At 71.5% G+C, this 15,454-nt stretch carries 12 protein-coding genes; 2 read left to right on the forward strand and 10 right to left on the reverse strand.

All coding sequences use genetic code 11. The features are described from left to right. Nucleotides 1–77: 77 nt before the first annotated feature. Complete coding sequence (locus ABZV34_RS15085; protein WP_356275412.1) at nucleotides 78–1,499, forward strand: lipase maturation factor family protein; 1,422 nt, start codon at nucleotides 78–80, stop codon at nucleotides 1,497–1,499. On the opposite strand, the gene ABZV34_RS15090 is transcribed toward ABZV34_RS15085, so the two are convergent. The 8 genes from ABZV34_RS15090 to ABZV34_RS15125 form a co-directional block, all read right to left on the reverse strand. Then, nucleotides 1,487–2,326, reverse strand: coding sequence for an amidohydrolase family protein (locus tag ABZV34_RS15090; protein WP_356275415.1), 840 nt, complete (start codon nucleotides 2,324–2,326; stop codon nucleotides 1,487–1,489). The two genes, ABZV34_RS15085 and ABZV34_RS15090, sit on opposite strands and share 13 nt — an antisense overlap. Continuing rightward, entirely contained in the window at nucleotides 2,323–2,637 is a 315-nt protein-coding gene (locus ABZV34_RS15095; protein WP_356275418.1) for an L-rhamnose mutarotase, read from the reverse strand. The genes ABZV34_RS15090 and ABZV34_RS15095 overlap by 4 nt, the downstream gene beginning before the upstream one ends. After that, nucleotides 2,634–3,620, reverse strand: coding sequence for an aldo/keto reductase (locus ABZV34_RS15100; protein WP_356275421.1), 987 nt, complete (start codon nucleotides 3,618–3,620; stop codon nucleotides 2,634–2,636). The genes ABZV34_RS15095 and ABZV34_RS15100 overlap by 4 nt, the downstream gene beginning before the upstream one ends. Further along, entirely contained in the window at nucleotides 3,617–4,375 is a 759-nt protein-coding gene (locus tag ABZV34_RS15105) for an SDR family oxidoreductase (protein ID WP_356275424.1), read from the reverse strand. Before ABZV34_RS15105 ends, ABZV34_RS15100 begins: the two co-directional genes overlap by 4 nt. Continuing rightward, on the reverse strand, nucleotides 4,372–5,727 hold the full coding sequence (locus tag ABZV34_RS15110; RefSeq protein ID WP_356275427.1) for an L-fuconate dehydratase: 1,356 nt from the start codon (nucleotides 5,725–5,727) through the stop codon (nucleotides 4,372–4,374). The genes ABZV34_RS15105 and ABZV34_RS15110 overlap by 4 nt, the downstream gene beginning before the upstream one ends. Nucleotides 5,728–5,788: 61 nt before the next feature. Beyond that, complete coding sequence (locus ABZV34_RS15115; protein ID WP_356275686.1) at nucleotides 5,789–6,814, reverse strand: ABC transporter permease; 1,026 nt, start codon at nucleotides 6,812–6,814, stop codon at nucleotides 5,789–5,791. Continuing rightward, the gene (locus ABZV34_RS15120; RefSeq protein ID WP_356275430.1) at nucleotides 6,807–8,363 is read right to left on the reverse strand and encodes a sugar ABC transporter ATP-binding protein; all 1,557 of its coding nucleotides are present in this window, start codon (nucleotides 8,361–8,363) and stop codon (nucleotides 6,807–6,809) included. Before ABZV34_RS15120 ends, ABZV34_RS15115 begins: the two co-directional genes overlap by 8 nt. Beyond that, on the reverse strand, nucleotides 8,360–9,436 hold the full coding sequence (locus ABZV34_RS15125) for a sugar ABC transporter substrate-binding protein (RefSeq protein WP_356275433.1): 1,077 nt from the start codon (nucleotides 9,434–9,436) through the stop codon (nucleotides 8,360–8,362). The genes ABZV34_RS15120 and ABZV34_RS15125 overlap by 4 nt, the downstream gene beginning before the upstream one ends. Before the next feature lie 193 nt (nucleotides 9,437–9,629). On the opposite strand from ABZV34_RS15125, the gene ABZV34_RS15130 reads away from it, so the two are divergent. Then, on the forward strand, nucleotides 9,630–10,352 hold the full coding sequence (locus ABZV34_RS15130; RefSeq protein WP_356275436.1) for a FadR/GntR family transcriptional regulator: 723 nt from the start codon (nucleotides 9,630–9,632) through the stop codon (nucleotides 10,350–10,352). Between the two features lie 24 nt (nucleotides 10,353–10,376). Here ABZV34_RS15130 and ABZV34_RS15135 read toward each other — a convergent pair whose 3' ends face one another. Together ABZV34_RS15135 and ABZV34_RS15140 are read right to left on the reverse strand one after the other, a co-directional pair. Next, nucleotides 10,377–13,394: a glycoside hydrolase family 38 C-terminal domain-containing protein gene (locus tag ABZV34_RS15135; protein ID WP_356275439.1), complete on the reverse strand. Its 3,018-nt coding sequence runs from the start codon at nucleotides 13,392–13,394 to the stop codon at nucleotides 10,377–10,379. Between the two features lie 30 nt (nucleotides 13,395–13,424). Continuing rightward, nucleotides 13,425–15,434 carry an endo-beta-N-acetylglucosaminidase gene (locus ABZV34_RS15140; protein WP_356275442.1) on the reverse strand — a complete coding sequence of 670 codons (2,010 nt, stop codon included), beginning with the start codon at nucleotides 15,432–15,434 and terminating at the stop codon, nucleotides 13,425–13,427. Between the last annotated feature and the right edge of the window lie 20 nt (nucleotides 15,435–15,454).

Below are 15,454 nucleotides of genomic sequence, written 5' to 3' on the forward strand. Positions count from 1 at the left end.
TCTGCGTCGCCCGGTTTGCTCACGCAAGCGGAGACGATCACCCAGCGTCACAATGGAAGGGAGAGGAGTGAGTCGCCGTGGAGTGGTTCACCGCCCCCGAGTACTGGCTGAGCCGGCTGGTCTTCCAGCGCGCGCTGGCCGTGGTCTATCTCGTCGCGTTCCTCGGCGCGGCGCTGCAGTTCCGGGCGCTCATCGGGGAGCGCGGGATGCTGCCCGTGCCCCGGTTCGTGGCGCGGGTGGGGTTCCGCCACGCTCCGAGCGTGTTCCACCTGCACTATTCGGACCGCTTCTTCGCGCTCTGGTCCTGGACGGGATGCGCGGTGTCGGCGGCCTTGGTGGCAGGTCTCGACGGGTGCCTCCCGCTCTGGGGCGGCATGGTGCTGTGGCTCGTCCCCTGGGTGCTGTATCTGTCGATCGTGAACGTCGGCCAGACCTGGTACGCGTTCGGCTGGGAGTCGCTGCTCCTGGAGGTGGGCTTCCTCGCCGTCTTCCTCGGCAACGACGAGGTCGCCCCGCCGGTCGTGGTCCTCTTCCTGCTGCGCTGGGTGCTGTTCCGGGTGGAGTTCGGCGCCGGTCTGATCAAGCTGCGCGGCGACGCCTGCTGGCGGAAGCTGACGTGCCTGGACTACCACCACGAGACCCAGCCGATGCCGGGCCCGTTGAGCTGGTTCTTCCATCACCTCCCGAGGCCGCTGCACCGGGTGGAGGTGGCCGCGAACCACGTCACCCAGCTCGTCGTCCCCGTCCTGCTGTTCGCCCCGCAGCCGGTCGCCACGGCCGCCGCCTCGCTGATGGTGCTGACGCAGCTCTGGCTGGTGCTGTCGGGCAACTTCTCCTGGCTGAACTGGACCACGATCGTGCTGGCCCTGGCCGCCGTCGAGTTCCCGGCCACTCCCCCACGGGTGCCGGGGCCGCCCCTCTGGTACGAGATCGTGGTCCTCGCCGTCGCCGCCTGTCTGGTGGTCCTCGGCTACCGTCCCGCCCGCAACATGGTCTCCCGGCGCCAGGTCATGAACCGCTCCTTCGACCCGTTGCGCCTGGTCAACACCTACGGAGCGTTCGGCAGTGTGAGCCGGGTGCGTCACGAGGTGGTCGTCGAGGGCACCTCGGACGCGGTGCCGCGCGAGGACTCGGACTGGCGGGAGTACGAGTTCCGGGGCAAGCCCGGTGATCCGCGCCGCTGGCCGCGCCAGTTCGCGCCGTACCATCTGCGGCTCGACTGGATGATGTGGTTCGCGGCGCTCTCCCCCGCCTACGCCGGTTCCTGGTTCACCGGTCTGGTCGAGCGGCTGCTGGAGAACGACCGCGACACGCTGCGGCTGCTGCGCCGTTCCCCGTTCCCGGCGGACGCGCCGCCCCGGTATGTCCGGGCCCGCCTGTACTGCTACCGCTACACGACCTGGCGCGAGCTTCGGGAGACGGGCGCGTGCTGGCACCGGACCCCTGTGCGGGAGTTCCTGCCGCCGACGCGGCTGGAGTGGGGCGATCAGAGCCGGTAGACGCGCAGGGCGGTGCCGCCGAACACGTCGGCGCGCTCCCCCTCATCGAGAACATCGGTCAACTCCTCGGTTGCCGCGACGACTTGGGCGTACGACGCGGCCAGCGTGCACACCGGCCAGTCGGAGCCGAACATCAGACGGCCGGGGCCGAAGGCCGCCAGGGCGGTCTCCGCGTAGGGACGCAGGTCGTCGACCGTCCACTTCGCGAGGTCGGCCTCGGTGACCAGGCCGGAGAGCTTGCCCACCGTGTTGGGGAGCGCCGCCAGCTCCCGGACATGGCCCGCCCACGGGTCCAGGGCGCCGGCCGCGATCGGCGGCTTCCCCAAGTGGTCGAGGACGAAGGTGAGTTCGGGATGGTCCAGGGCCGCGCGGACACAGCCGGGCAGGTGGTGGGGCAGCACGACCAGGTCGTAGACCAGGCCGGCCGCCGCGACGGCCGCCAGCCCGCGCCGTACGTCCGGCCGCAGCAGCCACTCGGGGTCCGGCTCGCCCTGCACCTGGTGACGGATGCCCTTGAGGTACCGGCCGCCCGGCAGTTCCCGCAGCCGGGCCAGCTCGTCGGCGACGTCCGGCCGGGTCAGGTCGGTCCAGCCCACCACTCCGGCGATCAGGTCGCTCCGCAGGGCGAGGCCGAGGAACTCCGGGGTCTCCTCGGCCACGGTGACGGTCTGGACCAGGACGGTCCGCCCGATCCCGGCGGCGGCCGCCTCGGGCCGGAGGTCGTCAGCGGTGAAGTTCCTGCGCAGTGGGCGGAGTCCGGGCCCGGTGATCCAGTCCTGGTCCCGGACGGAGAGGTCCCACACATGGTGGTGCGCGTCCACCCTCACGGCAGCTCCCACACGACGGGCAACCCCGCCGCCGCGCCTTCGCCGGAGTAGTCGTGGACGACGTCGAGGAGTTCGGCCATCCGCGCCTGCCAGGCGATGTTGACCGGCAGCCCCTCCAGTTCGGCGAGCATCCGGCCGTAGTCCTCGCACTCCAGGAGGTGGAACAGGTCGGTACCGCTGCGCCAGATCGTCCAGGAGGTGGCTCCGGCGGCCCGGATGGCGGCGGTGAGCTCCGCGGGGACCTTGCGGTGGGCGGCCTCGTACGCGTCGACGCGGTCGGCGCGCACCTTGGTGTGCAGGGCGATTCTCATGACGGGTCCTGTACGGGTACGGGGGCCTCCTCGGGCAGCAGTCCCGCCTCCCGCAGCTCCCGCCAGAACGCGGCGGGCACGGGAGTGGCGAACTGCTCGGCGCAGTCGCGGACTTCGTGTGCCGAGCGGGCGCCGACGAGCACGCTGACGACGGCCGGGTGGGCGGCGGGGAAGGCGAGCGCGGCGGCGCGCAGGGTGGTGCCGTGCCGCCCCGCGATGTCCTGGAGCCGCAGGGCCCGCTCCAGCGTCTCCCGGGGCGCGGTCGCGTAGTCGTAGGTCGCTCCCGGCCGCGGGTCGGCCAGCAGGCCGGAGTTGAAGGCGCCCCCGACGACGACCGAGGTGCCGCGTTCCAGGGCGGCGGGCAGCAGTCCGGCCAGCGCGCGGTGGTCGAGCAGGGTGTAGCGTCCGGCGCAGAGCACCACGTCCACGTCCGTGTCGCGGACGAAGCGGGTGAGCATCTCCGCTTGGTTCATGCCCGCGCCGATCGCGCCCACCACGCCTTGCGAGCGGAGCTTCTCCAGCGCCGGGTAGCCCTCGCGGAAGGCCTGTTCGGCGTGGTCGTCCGGGTCGTGGAGGTAGACGACGTCGACGCGGTCGAGGCCGAGCCGTTCGAGGCCGGCCTCCAGGGCGCGTCGTACTCCGTCGGCGCTGAAGTCCCAGACCCGCCGGTGCGTGGCGGGAACGGCGAATCCGTGTTCCAGGTCGTCGCCGCCCGTGCCGGTGGGCTCCAGGAGGCGGCCCACCTTGGTGGAGAGGGTGTACGCGTGGCGGGGCCGCTCGCGCAGGGCCGCCCCGAGTCGCCGCTCGGAGAGGCCGAGACCGTAGTGCGGCGCGGTGTCGAAGGAGCGGATGCCGCCGTCCCAGGCCGCGTCCACGGCCTCGTGCGCCTCCTCGTCGCTCACCGCCGTGAACAGGTTGCCGATGCCCGCGGCGCCGAAGGACAGGGCGCTGACCTCGACGCCGCTTCTCCCGAGGGTTCTCACCGGCCCACCGGCCGCAGCCGCAGTCCCTGCATACCGCCGTCCACGGCGAGCGCCGTGCCGGTGGTGGCGCCCGACAACGGACTCGCCAAGTAGGCGATGGCGCCCGCGACTTCGGCGGCCGAGACGAGCCGCCCGGAGGGCTGGCGGGCCTCCAGAGCGGCGCGTTCGGCAGCCGGATCGGGGGCGGCGTCGAGGAGCCGGCCGACCCAGGGGGTGTCGGCCGTGCCGGGGTTCACGCAGTTGACACGGATGCCCTCGCGGAGGTGGTCGGCGGCCATGGCGAGGGTGAGGGAGAGGACGGCGCCCTTCGACGCGGAGTACACGGCGCGCTGCGGCAGTCCGGCGGTGGCGGCGATGGAACAGGTGTTCACGATCGCCGCATGCGCCGATTCCCGCAGATGCGGCAGAGCGGCGCGGGTCGTCCGCACCATGCCGAGGACGTTGACGTCCAGGACCCGGTGCCACTCGGTGTCGTCGTTGTCCTCGACGGTGCCCTGGGCGCCGATGCCCGCGTTGTTGACCAGGACGTCGAGTCCCCCGAGGTCCGCCACCGCCGCGGCCACCGCCACGCGGACGGAGGCGTCGTCGCCGACGTCGGCGCGATGGCCCAGCAGCGGCTTCTCGACCCGCGAGAGGTCGAGGTCGAGGACGGCGACCTGGGCGCCGCGGGCCGCGAGCAGTTCGGCGGCGGCGCGGCCGATGCCGGAGGCTCCTCCGGTGACCAGCGCCTTGAGACCTTCGAAGTCCGCGGTCATGCCGCTTCCCCCTTCTGACTGCCGGGTTCCTGCCGGGCGAGGTCGGCGGCCCAGAAGGTGCCGCCGGGATAGGTGAACTCCGCGATGGACTCCGGACGCATGGCGGCGGAGAAGCCCGGCGCGGTGGGTGCCGTGTAGTGACCCTGCCGGATCACCACCGGGTCGAGGAAGTGGTCGTGCAGATGGTCGACGTATTCGATGACCCGGTCGTCGGTGGTGCCGGAGAGCGCCACGAAGTCGAACATCGACAAGTGCTGGACGAGTTCGCACAGGCCGACGCCGCCCGCGTGCGGGCAGACGGGCACCCCGAACTTGGCCGCGAGCAGCAGGATGGCGAGGTTCTCGTTGACGCCGGCGACCCGGGCCGCGTCGATCTGCAGGATGTCGATGGCGCCGGCCTGGAGAAGCTGTTTGAAGACGATGCGGTTGTGGACGTGCTCGCCGGTGGCGACCTTGACGGGGGCGACCGCCTTGCGCACGGCGGCGTGCCCGAGGACGTCGTCGGGGCTGGTGGGCTCCTCGATCCAGTACGGTTCGAACTCGGAGAGGGCCCTGGTCCAGTCGATGGCCTCGTCCACGTTCCAGCGCTGGTTGGCGTCGATCGCGATGCGGATGCCGGGGCCGACGACGGAGCGGGCGACCCGGCAGCGCCGTACGTCGTCCGTCAGGTCGGCGCCGACCTTCAGCTTGATCTGGGTGAAGCCGTCGGCGACCGCCTCGGCGGCCAGCCGGGTGAGCTTCTCGTCGCTGTAGCCGAGCCAGCCCGGCGAGGTGGTGTAGGCGGGGAACCCGTTCTCGCGAAGGGTGTCGGCTCGCTCGGCCGCTCCCTGTCTGCCGTGCCGCAGCAGTTCCAGCGCCTCGTCCGGGGTGAGGGCGTCCGTGAGGTAGCGGAAGTCGACCTGGCTCACCAGCCATTCCGGTTCGGCGTCCGCGAGCAGTTGCCACAGCGGCTTGCCCGCCCGCTTGGCGGCCAGGTCCCACACGGCGTTGACGACGGCACCGATCGCCATGTGCATCACGCCCTTCTCGGGCCCCAGCCAGCGCAGTTGGCTGTCACCGATCAGGTCCCGGGCGAGGGAGCCCGGGTCGGCGCACAGCTCCTCCACGGACCGTCCCACCACGTGCCCCCGCAGCGCCTCGATCGCCGCGACCTGGACGTCGTTGCCCCGTCCGATGGTGAAGGTGAATCCGTGCCCCTCGGGACAGTCGGCCGTGTCGCCGCGCAGCACGACGTAGGCCGCCGAGTAGTCGGGGTCCGGGTTCATCGCGTCCGAGCCGTCGAGCTCGCGCGAGGTGGGGAAACGGACGTCGTAGGTGTCGACCGCGGTGATGCGAGCGGCAGTTGGGGACACGGGAGGCCTTTCGGTCCGGAACAGGGGGTACGGAGGGGTCCGTACGAGAGCGAAGGGGCGGTCAGTCCTGGGCGCGTCCGGTGGTCACGCGGGCGATCATCAGGGCGACCAGGATGATTCCGCCGTAGATCGCCTGGATCCAGAAGGACGGCACCTGCGCGAGGGTGAGCAGGTTCTGCACGACGCCCAGCAGCAGGACGCCGGTGAGGGCGCCGAACATGGTGCCCCTGCCGCCGTCGAGGCTGATGCCGCCGATGACCGCGGCCGCCATCACCGTGAAGATCATGTTGTTGCCCTGGTTGGCGCTGATCGCGCCGACGTAGCCGGTCTGCATGATGCCGCCGACCGAGGCGAGGACGCCCGCGACGACCGACACCCCGAGCAGTACCCGGTCGACGCGGATGCCGGCCGCGCGGGCGGCGTCCGTGTTGCCGCCGATCGCGTACAGGGCGCGGCCGATCCGGTGGTACTTGAGGATCAGCCCGGCGATGCCGAAGGCGATCGCCGCCAGCCACACCGAGAGCGGAACGCGCAGGAAGGTCGAGGTGGCCAGGGAGAAGAAGGCGTCGGGCATGCCGAACAGCGTCTTGCCCTTGGTCGCGCCGACCAGCAGTCCGCGCAGGACGATCAGCATCGCGAGGGTGACGATGAAGGCGTTGAGCTTGAACTTCACGACGAGGACGCCGTTGAAGGCGCCGATGACGCCGCCCACGACGAGGACCGCGAGGAGGGCGAGCCCGGCGGGCCATTCCGTGCCCCAGCCGGACTGGGCGGCGGGCAGGACCAGCAGGGCGCCGACGGCGGGCGCGATACCGACGACCGACTCCAGTGACAGGTCGATCTTGCCGGTGATCAGGACGAGCGACTCGGCGAGGACCACCATCGCGAGCGCCGCCGAGGCACCGAGGATGGAGATGAGGTTCCGCTCGGTGAGGAAGGAGTCGTTGACGATCGCGCCGAGCACCATGAGCAGCAACAGGGCGGGAACGAGGGCGAGTTCGCGTGCCCGGCGGAGCAGTACGGCCTTGGTGGCGCGCCCGTCGCGCACGCGTGCGGCGGCGAGCGGCGGGGCCTTGGTCTCAGCCACCGGGGCCTCGCTCTCCTCGGCCGGGGGTCCGGGGTTGACCCCCTGGGGAGATGCCGTAGCCATGGTCCACTCCTTCGATGGAGGCGATCAGCTCATGGTCGTGCCAGCCCGCCGGGTGCTCGGCGACGACACGGCCGTGGAAGAGGACGAGGACGCGGTCGCAGCGGCGCAGGTCGTCGAGTTCGTCGGAGACGACGAGCACGGCGGTGCCGTCGTCACGGGCACTGTCCACGCGGGAGAGCAGCGACTCCTTGGACTTCACGTCGACGCCCGCGGTGGGGTTGATGAGGATGAGCAGACGGGGGTCGGAGGCGAGGGCGCGGGCCATCACGACCTTCTGCGCGTTGCCGCCGGAGAGGTCGGAGACCGGCTGGTCGGGTCCTTCGGCGTGGATGTCGAGGCGGTCGATCAGCTCCTGGGCGAACCCGCGCCTGCGGTCGGTGGCGATGAAGCCGTGGCGGCCGAGTCGCTTCAGGACACTCAGGGTGGTGTTGTCGCCGATGGTCATGCCGGAGACGAGCCCCTGCTCGTGCCGGTCGCGCGGTACGCAGCCGACGCCCGCCCTGAGCGCGGCCTGCACATCGCCGAACGGAAGCCGCTCGCCGTCGAGTCGGGCCGTGCCGCCCGTCGGCCGGTACAGGCCGGCGAGCGACTCGGCCAGCTCGATCTTGCCGCTCGCGCTGGAGCCGGCGAGTCCGACGACCTCACCGCGGCGGACGGTGAGATCGATGGCGTCGTACGCGTCCGAGGCGAGGCCCTCGGTGCGCAGCACGACGGGCGCGTCCTTCGGCGCGGTGTCCCGGACGGCCGCCCGTTCGGCGATCGCCTCGCCCGCCATGGCCTCCACCAGCGCCGGGCGGGGAAGTTCGGCGACCGGCGCGGTGGTGATCCAGCGGGCGTCGCGCAGCACGGTGACCGTCTGGCACACCTCGTACACCTCCTGGAGGTGGTGCGAGATGAACAGGAAGGTGACACCGGACTCCTGGAGCGTGCGCATCCGGGTGAAGAGGCGCTCGATCTCCCGGTTGTCGAGCTGGGCCGTGGGTTCGTCGAGGACGATGAAGCGAGCGCCGAAACTCAACGCCCGCGCGATTTCCACCATTTGGCGGTCCTCGACCTTGAGGTCGGCGGTGCGGGCCTCCGGGTCGACCCGTACGTCCCAGGTGGCCAGGACGTCGGCCGCCTCGGACCGCAGTCTGCGCCAGCTGATCAGTCCGCCGCGTCCGGTCGGCTGCCGGTTGATGAAGAGGTTCTCCGCGACCGTCAACTCGGGTACCACGGTGGGCTTCTGGTAGACACAGGCCACCTTGCGGCGCCAGGCGTCGCGGTCGGTGAGCGGGGGCGCGGGTTCGCCGTCGAAGCGGACCGTGCCCTCGTCGGGGGCCTGCAGACCGGTGAGGATCGTGACGAGGGTGGACTTGCCCGCGCCGTTGCGTCCTACGAGGGCGTGGGACTCGCCCGGCAGGACGGTGAGCCGGCCGTCTTGGAGGGCGACGGTGGGGCCGTACCGTTTGGCGACCCCGCGCGCCTCCACCAGTGGTGTACTCATTTGACCGTGTTGCCCCAGAGCTCGGGGTCGTCGACGTTGTCCTTGGTGACCAGCGGGGCGGGCAGCTGGTCCTCCAGGATGCCGCTGGGAAGCTTGACGATCGTGGAGTCGTGGTCCGTCGGTCCGGTCTTGAACGTCTTCCCCTGCATGGCCGCCTTGATGTAGTACATGCCGTACTTGGCGTAGGCGTCGGCGGGCTGGGAGACGGTGGCGTCGATCTCGCCCTTGCGGATGGCGTCGAACTCCTGCGGGATGCCGTCGTTCGAGACGATCGCGATGTGGCCCGCCTGGCCGGCCTTCTTGAGCATCCCCTTGGACTTCAGGGTCTGCAGGGTGGGCGCGAGGTAGACACCGCCCGCCTGCATGTAGATGCCCTTGATGTCGGGGTTGGCGTTCAGCAGCGTGTCCAGTTTGGAGGCCGCGGTGTCGGACTCCCACTTGGCGGGGATCTCCAGGACCTTCAGCTTCGGGTAGTTCTTCTTCACGCAGGAGCGGAACGCCTCGGAGCGGTCACGGCCGTTGACCGACGCCAGGTCGCCCATGATCTGCACGACCTTGCCCGAACCGACCTGCTTGCCGAGGAACTCGCAGGCCTTCTCGCCGTACGCGACGTTGTCGGCGCGGACGACCATGGCGACCTTCCCCTTGTCGGGAGCCACGTCGACGGCGACCACGGGGACGCCCTTGCGCTCGGCCTGGTCGAGACCGGCGACGATCGCGGCGCTGTCCAGCGGGGCCACGACCAGACCCTTCACGCCCTGGTTCAGCTGGTTGTTGATGTCGGTGATCTGCTGCGACGGATCACTGTTGGAGTTGACGGTCTTGAGGGCGTCGACGCCCTCGGACTTCGCCATCTTCGGCACGTAGTCGTTGTAGGACTGCCAGAACGGCGAGGTCAGCAGGGGCAGGATCACTCCGACCTTGCCGCTGCCGTCGCCTCCCCCGCCGCCGGAGGCGACGTCGTCCTTGGTGCTGCCGCACGCCGCGAGCACGAGGGTCGCGCAGGCGGCCACAGCCGCCGCACTCACTGCCCGCGACGGGATTCGCCTGTTCCGCACTGTTCTGCCGGCCATCTGACGGCTCCTCATTGAGCGAGATCGAGCAGGACGCGTGGCCGGAGTCCCTCTTCCAGCCGGGACGAATATTTATCAGACCACTTTGGGTCCGCAACACCCTGCGGAGCCATAATTTCCGGGATTCTGGCCATAGTGGTCCGACCACATCGGTGGTTAGACTGCGGCGCACCCGGCAACAGGAGGAAGCGGCGTGGACGAGACCCTGTCCCACGGGACGGAGGGCGCCCCCCAGAAGGGCACCGTGACCCAGCGCGCCATCGAGCGGATCAAGGCGATGATCAAGGAGGGCCGTCTCGAGCCCGGCCAGCGACTGCCGACGGAGCGCGATCTCGCCGTCCAGCTGGGCATGTCCCGCAGCTCGATGCGCGAGGCGATCCGTGCGCTCACGGTCCTCGGCGTGCTGGAGGCCCGGCACGGATCGGGCATCTACGTCACGCAGTTGGAGGCCGGAGACCTTCTGGAGACCTTCGGCGTGGTGGCCGACCTCTCGCGCGGGCCGCGGCTGGTGGAACTGCTGGAGGTGCGCCGGATCCTGGAGTCGACGGCGACGGCGCTGGCCGCCGCGCGGATCACCCCCGACCAGCTCGCCGAGGTGGAGAAGCACCTCACGGCGATGAACGCGACCGACGACCCGGAGGAGATCCTCGCCCACGACCTGGCCTTCCACCGCGAGATCGCCGCCGCCGCGGGCAACGAGACGATGGCGGCCATCCTGGAGGGGCTCTCCTCGCGCACCTTCCGCGCCCGGGTCTGGCGCGGCTACCAGGAGGAGGGTGCCTTCGAGCGCACCCGCCGCGAGCACGCGGCGATCCACCGCGCCCTGCTGGCCCACGACCCGGAGGCGGCCAGAGCGGCCGCCGCCGCGCACGTGGGCGAGGTGGAGCAGTGGCTGCGGACCCAGCTCACGCCGTAGCCGGGTCCGCGGCCCGTACGGTGGTCAGGCCCGCTTCAGCCGCAGCGTCACCAGCTCGAAGGGGCGCAGCGTCAGGGTGATCCGGTCGCCTTCGCGCTCCGGCGGCGCGGCGTCCGCGAGGGGCCGCTCCAGCAGATCGGTCACCGTGACGGCCCCGGTCGCGAAGCCCGCGGTGAGCGTGGCCCGGGTCCGGCCGCCGCGGGACTCGTGGAAGCGTACGACCACGTCACCGCTGCCGTCGTCGGCGAGCTTGACGGCGGTCACCACGACCGCGTCCTGCTCGACGCCCACCAGCGGTGCGACCTCGCGCGCCCCCGTCAGAGTCCGCTCGGGCAGGTTGATCCGCCATCCCTCGCGCACGGCGTCCCCGATCCCGGCCCCCGGCACCAGCGCGTGCCGGAAGCGGTGGACGCCCTGGTCGGTCTCCGGGTCCGGGAAGCGCGGGGCGCGCAGCAGGGACACGCGCACGGTGGTGGTCGTCCCGGAGTCGCGTTCGCGCACGGTCCGGGTCACGTCGTGTCCGTACGTGGAGTCGTTGACGATCGCGACACCCCAGCCCGGCTCCTCGACGTGCACGAAGCGGTGGTTGCACGCCTCGAACTTGGCGGCCTCCCACGAGGTGTTGGTGTGGGTGGGCCGGTGGAAGTGCCCGAACTGGGTCTCGGACGCGTACCGTTCGGCGTGCACGTCGAGCGGGAAGGCGAGCTTCAGGAACTTCTCGGTCTCGTGCCAGTCGACCTCGGTGTCGATGCCGAGCCGCCGCTCCCCCGCTGCCAGCGACAGCACCTGCGTGACCCTCGACGCGCCGAAGGACCGCACGATCCGGACCGACACGCCGTCGTCGCCGGGCCCGACCTCGTCGGCGTCCACCAGATCCGTGACCGTGTTGCGGTAGAACTCGTCGACGTCCCAGGCGTCCCACATGTTCGGGAAGTCGGGGTGGATCTGGAGCAGGTTCGCGGCCCGGTCCGGTGCGATCGTCTCGCGGCCGGCCCCGATGTCGTACGCCGAGACGACCAGTCCCCGGGCGTCGACCTCGACCCGCAGCAGACCGTTGTCGAGGACGTGCCCGCCGCCCGGTCGTGGTGCGAGCGAGACCGGGCCGGGGTCGGTGGCCGGGCGGGCCGCGCCCGCGGGCACCCCGTCGCGGGTGTGCGGAGCGGAGTTGAACACGAGCCGGGTGGTCCCCTCACCGGCGAGCGCGCGCTGTGCCGCGCCGATGATGCCGTCCAGTTCCTCGGCGACCCGCTCGTAGGTCCGCCGGGCCTCCCGGTGCACCCAGGCGATGGACGAGCCGGGCAGGATGTCGTGGAACTGGTGGAGCAGCACCGTCTTCCAGATTCGGTCCAGGTCCTCGTACGGATAGGGGAACCCGGTCCGCACCGCCGCGGTCGACGCCCACAGTTCGGCCTCGCGCAGCAGGTGCTCGCTGCGGCGGTTGCCCTGCTTGGTCCTCGCCTGGCTGGTGAGGGTCGCGCGGTGCAGTTCGAGGTACAACTCGCCCACCCAGACGGGCGCGTCGGGGTGTTCGGCCTCGGCCTTCGCGAAGAACTCCGCCGGGGTCTCCCACACGACGGTGGCGGAGCCTTCGAGGTCCTTGAGACGGGCCGCCTTCGCGACCATCTCGCGGGTGGTGCCGCCGCCGCCGTCGCCCCAGCCGGTGGGCGCGAGGGAGTGCCGTGCGACGCCCTTGTCCTTGAAGTTCCTGGCCGCGTGGGCGATCTCGCCGCCCCGCATGGAGCAGTTGTAGGTGTCGACGGGCGGGAAGTGGGTGAAGATGCGGGTGCCGTCGATGCCCTCCCAACGGAAGGTGTGGTGCGGGAACTTGTTGGTCTGCGACCACGAGATCTTCTGTGTGAGCAGCCACTTGGAGCCCGCGGCCTTGATGATCTGCGGGAGTCCGGCGGCGAAGCCGAAGGTGTCCGGCAGCCACGCCTCCTCGTTCTCGATGCCGAACTCGTCGATGAAGAACCGCTTGCCGTGGACGAACTGACGGGCCATCGCCTCCGAGCCGGGCATGTTCGTGTCCGACTCGACCCACATGCCTCCGGCCGGGACGAACCGGCCCTCCTCGACGGCCTTCTTCACCCGCGCCCACACCTCGGGCCGGTGCTCCTTCACCCAGGCCCACTGCTGCGCCTGCGACATCGCGAAGACGAACTCGGGTTCGTCCTCGATGAGCGCGGTCATGTTGGAGGTCGTGCGCGCCACCTTGCGGACCGTCTCGCGCAGCGGCCACAGCCAGGCCGAGTCGATGTGCGCGTGCCCGACGGCGCTGATCCGGTGCGCGGAGGGCACGGCGGGTTCCGCGAGGACGCCCTCCAGCCGGGCCCGGGCCGCGGCGGCGGTGCCGCCCACGTCCTGGAGGTCGACGGCGTCCAGTGCCCGTTCCACCGCGCGCAGGATGTCCCAGCGCCGCGCGGACTCCACCGGGAGCTCGGCCATCAGCTCGCCGAGCACCTCCAGGTCGAGTACCAGTTCCCACACTGTCTCGTCGAGGACCGCGAGGTCCATCCGGGTGAGCGTGTACTGCGGCTCGCTGCCCGCCGTCTCCTTGTCGCCGAGCCGGGTGGGCAGGAAGGGGTGGTAGTCGAGGATCACCGGATTGGAGGCGGCCTCGATGTGCAGCCGGACCTCTTCGCCGCCCTCCACCGGCGCGCCGACGCGCACCCACTGGTTGCGCGGGTTGAGTCCCTTCACCGGAGTGCCGTCGGGCCGGTAGACGAGCCCCTCGCACTGGAATCCGGGCATGTTCTCGTCGAATCCGAGGTCGAGGACCGCCTCCACGGTCCGGCCGGCCCAGGACTCGGGGACGGTCCCGGTGACCCGGAACCAACTGGTGCCCCACGGAGCGCCCCAGCGCGCGCCCACCTCGATCGGTTCCGGGACGGCCGCGAGCCCCTCGGCGACCGGCACGGGCTCTCCGGGCGCGTTCCACACCGCCACGTCCAGCGGTACGGACTCGGGGTACACGGCGGGTCGGATGCGCTCGTCGAGGACACGCTTGAGGCGGGCTTCGACCAGGGTGCGGTCGTCATGCATGGGTGGGCTCCGTGGGGTGAGGGGTGCGGGTTACCAGGTGTGGGCGGTCGTGGCGGGGGTCGAGACGGTGAACAGCTCCCCCACCGCGCGCAGTTCGAATCCTGCGGCCGCCTCGCCCTGCTCGGCGGTGAGACCGCCCGCGTAGAACGCGGTCTGGCAGGTGCCGCCGAGGAAACGCCGTGTGCCGTCGGGGAACGTCCGGTACAGCTCGTAGTGGCGTACGTCGCCGGCGGCACTCTGCCACGCGAAGCGCAGGTTTCCGCCGTCGGCGTCGGTGACGCGCAGGCCGGTGGGCGCGTCGGGGGTCACCGTCGCGTCCCGGACCGCGAGCCGGCCCAGCCGCCAGCCGACCGGACCGGATCCCGGGGCCAGCCGGACGCCCAGCGTGTGCACGGTCCCCGACAGTCCGGTCAGCCGAACGGTGGACGTCTGCCAGCCGGCGCCACCGGTGGTGGGCACGGACAGGTAGGTGTACGGGGGTGCCCCGCCCGCCGCGCCCGGCTCCGCGGTGGCGACGGCCAGCTCCAGGGAGGTGCTGCCCGCGTCCGTACGGTGGGTCAGCTCGACCACCGTGTCCGCGCCGAGCGGCAGCCGGGTCGCGTACAGGTCCAGTGTCGTCGGCGCGTCGAGGGTGCCGGAGACCAGGAGGCTGCTGCCGCCCCGCCAGGCGTCCGCGAAGTCGAAGGTGACGGTCGGGCGGTGGCCGGTGGTGCGCACGACCCAGCGGCGGGAGGGCAGCCGGTCCTGGAGACCCAGATGGTTCCAGGCGGTGTCCGAGGTGACCTCGCCGTCCTCGTACCACCTCAGGCCGTGACCGGTGTTGAAGACGGTCGCGAACGGCAGCGAGCCGACGGTCGAGCGGTCGGCGACGGAGAGCGCCGGGGCGCGCCAGCCGGCGTTCGTGGCCGGCCGGGAGGGGTCGAGGGAGGAGCCGGTCCAGAACAGGTCGTCGGCGGCGTGGAAGTCGCCGGGGGTGCGGCTCGCGGGCAGGTGATTGCGGGTCCACTCGGGCCGGTAGAAGCCGATGGAGGTGACGTGCGTCTTGGTGGTCGGCACGATGGCGTCCCAGTTGACGGACGCGTTGGTGCCGCTCGCCTCGACGTCGACGCCCGCCCACAACTCGTAGGGGCTGCGGCCGAGTTGCCGGGCGGTGGTGGCGGAGGAGGCAAGACCGCTCTGCGACCAGCGGAAGTCGACGAACATCGTGTCGGCGGCCTGGAAGAACGTCTTGTTCTGGTTGTTGAGCGCGCCCTGCCAGCCGACCGAGCCGCTCACGGTCATCGCGTCGTACCAGGTGACGCGCTGCCCCTCAGCCGCGCCGAGTGCCTTGAGCTCCTTCAGGAAGCCGAGCACGGCGGTGGCGAGCGCGGTGTCGCCGCCGCCGGTCTCGGCGTTGACGAACCAGCCGTCGAAGCCGTACGCCGCTGCCACCGCGACCAGTTGGGCCGCGAGCGGGTAGTGCCCGCCGGCGTCCTTCTGCACCAGGTCACGGGTCCACTGGAGGCGGCCGCCGTAGGCGACGGGCGGCAGGAAGACGTTGCCGAGCACCGGCACGCCGTGCCGGTGGGCCGCGTCCACGATCGGGGCGTTCGGCGCGAGGATCAGGCCCTCGCCCGACGAGCCTCCCCAGAAGACGAGTTCGTCGAGGTAGGCCCAGTGGGTGAGGGCGTAGTAGTCGGCGTCGGCCGCGCCCTGAGCGGGGTTGCCCGACGTGGGGCCGAAGGAGACGAGGGACTGCACACGGGCCTGGCCGGCGCGGGCCGTGGTGTTCACGGAGGTCGGGGCGAAGCGAGCGGCGAGCGGCACGGAGGCGGCGTTGAACGCCAGGTCCGTGTCACCGTCGGCGCTCCAATCCTTCAGGCCGCGCCAGGTGATGCCGGCGCCCGGGGTGCCCGAGGGCAGCGAGTCCGGGTACCAGTAGGAGGCGTACGGCTGGAGGTCGCGGCCTGCCGCCGCCGCGCGGCCGGGGAGGCCGGGCACGGCGGGGGTGAGCGCCGCCGCGGCTCCGGCGAGCAGAAGGGCGCGTCTGCTGAGGTTCACTGTGTGCTCCGTATCGTCGT

This window comes from Streptomyces sp. NPDC005195 (genome assembly GCF_040608315.1).
Taxonomy (GTDB): Bacteria; Actinomycetota; Actinomycetes; order Streptomycetales; family Streptomycetaceae; genus Streptomyces; species Streptomyces kaempferi.

Bases quoted from the DNA above. Each gene is read 5' to 3' on its own strand.
- ABZV34_RS15125 (WP_356275433.1), bottom strand. From the start codon at position 9,436: ATGGCCGGCAGAACAGTGCGGAACAGGCGAATCCCGTCGCGGGCAGTG.
- ABZV34_RS15120 (WP_356275430.1), bottom strand. From the start codon at position 8,363: ATGAGTACACCACTGGTGGAGGCGCGCGGGGTCGCCAAACGGTACGGC.
- ABZV34_RS15105 (WP_356275424.1), bottom strand. From the start codon at position 4,375: ATGACCGCGGACTTCGAAGGTCTCAAGGCGCTGGTCACCGGAGGAGCC.
- ABZV34_RS15095 (WP_356275418.1), bottom strand. From the start codon at position 2,637: ATGAGAATCGCCCTGCACACCAAGGTGCGCGCCGACCGCGTCGACGCG.
- ABZV34_RS15135 (WP_356275439.1), bottom strand. From the start codon at position 13,394: ATGCATGACGACCGCACCCTGGTCGAAGCCCGCCTCAAGCGTGTCCTC.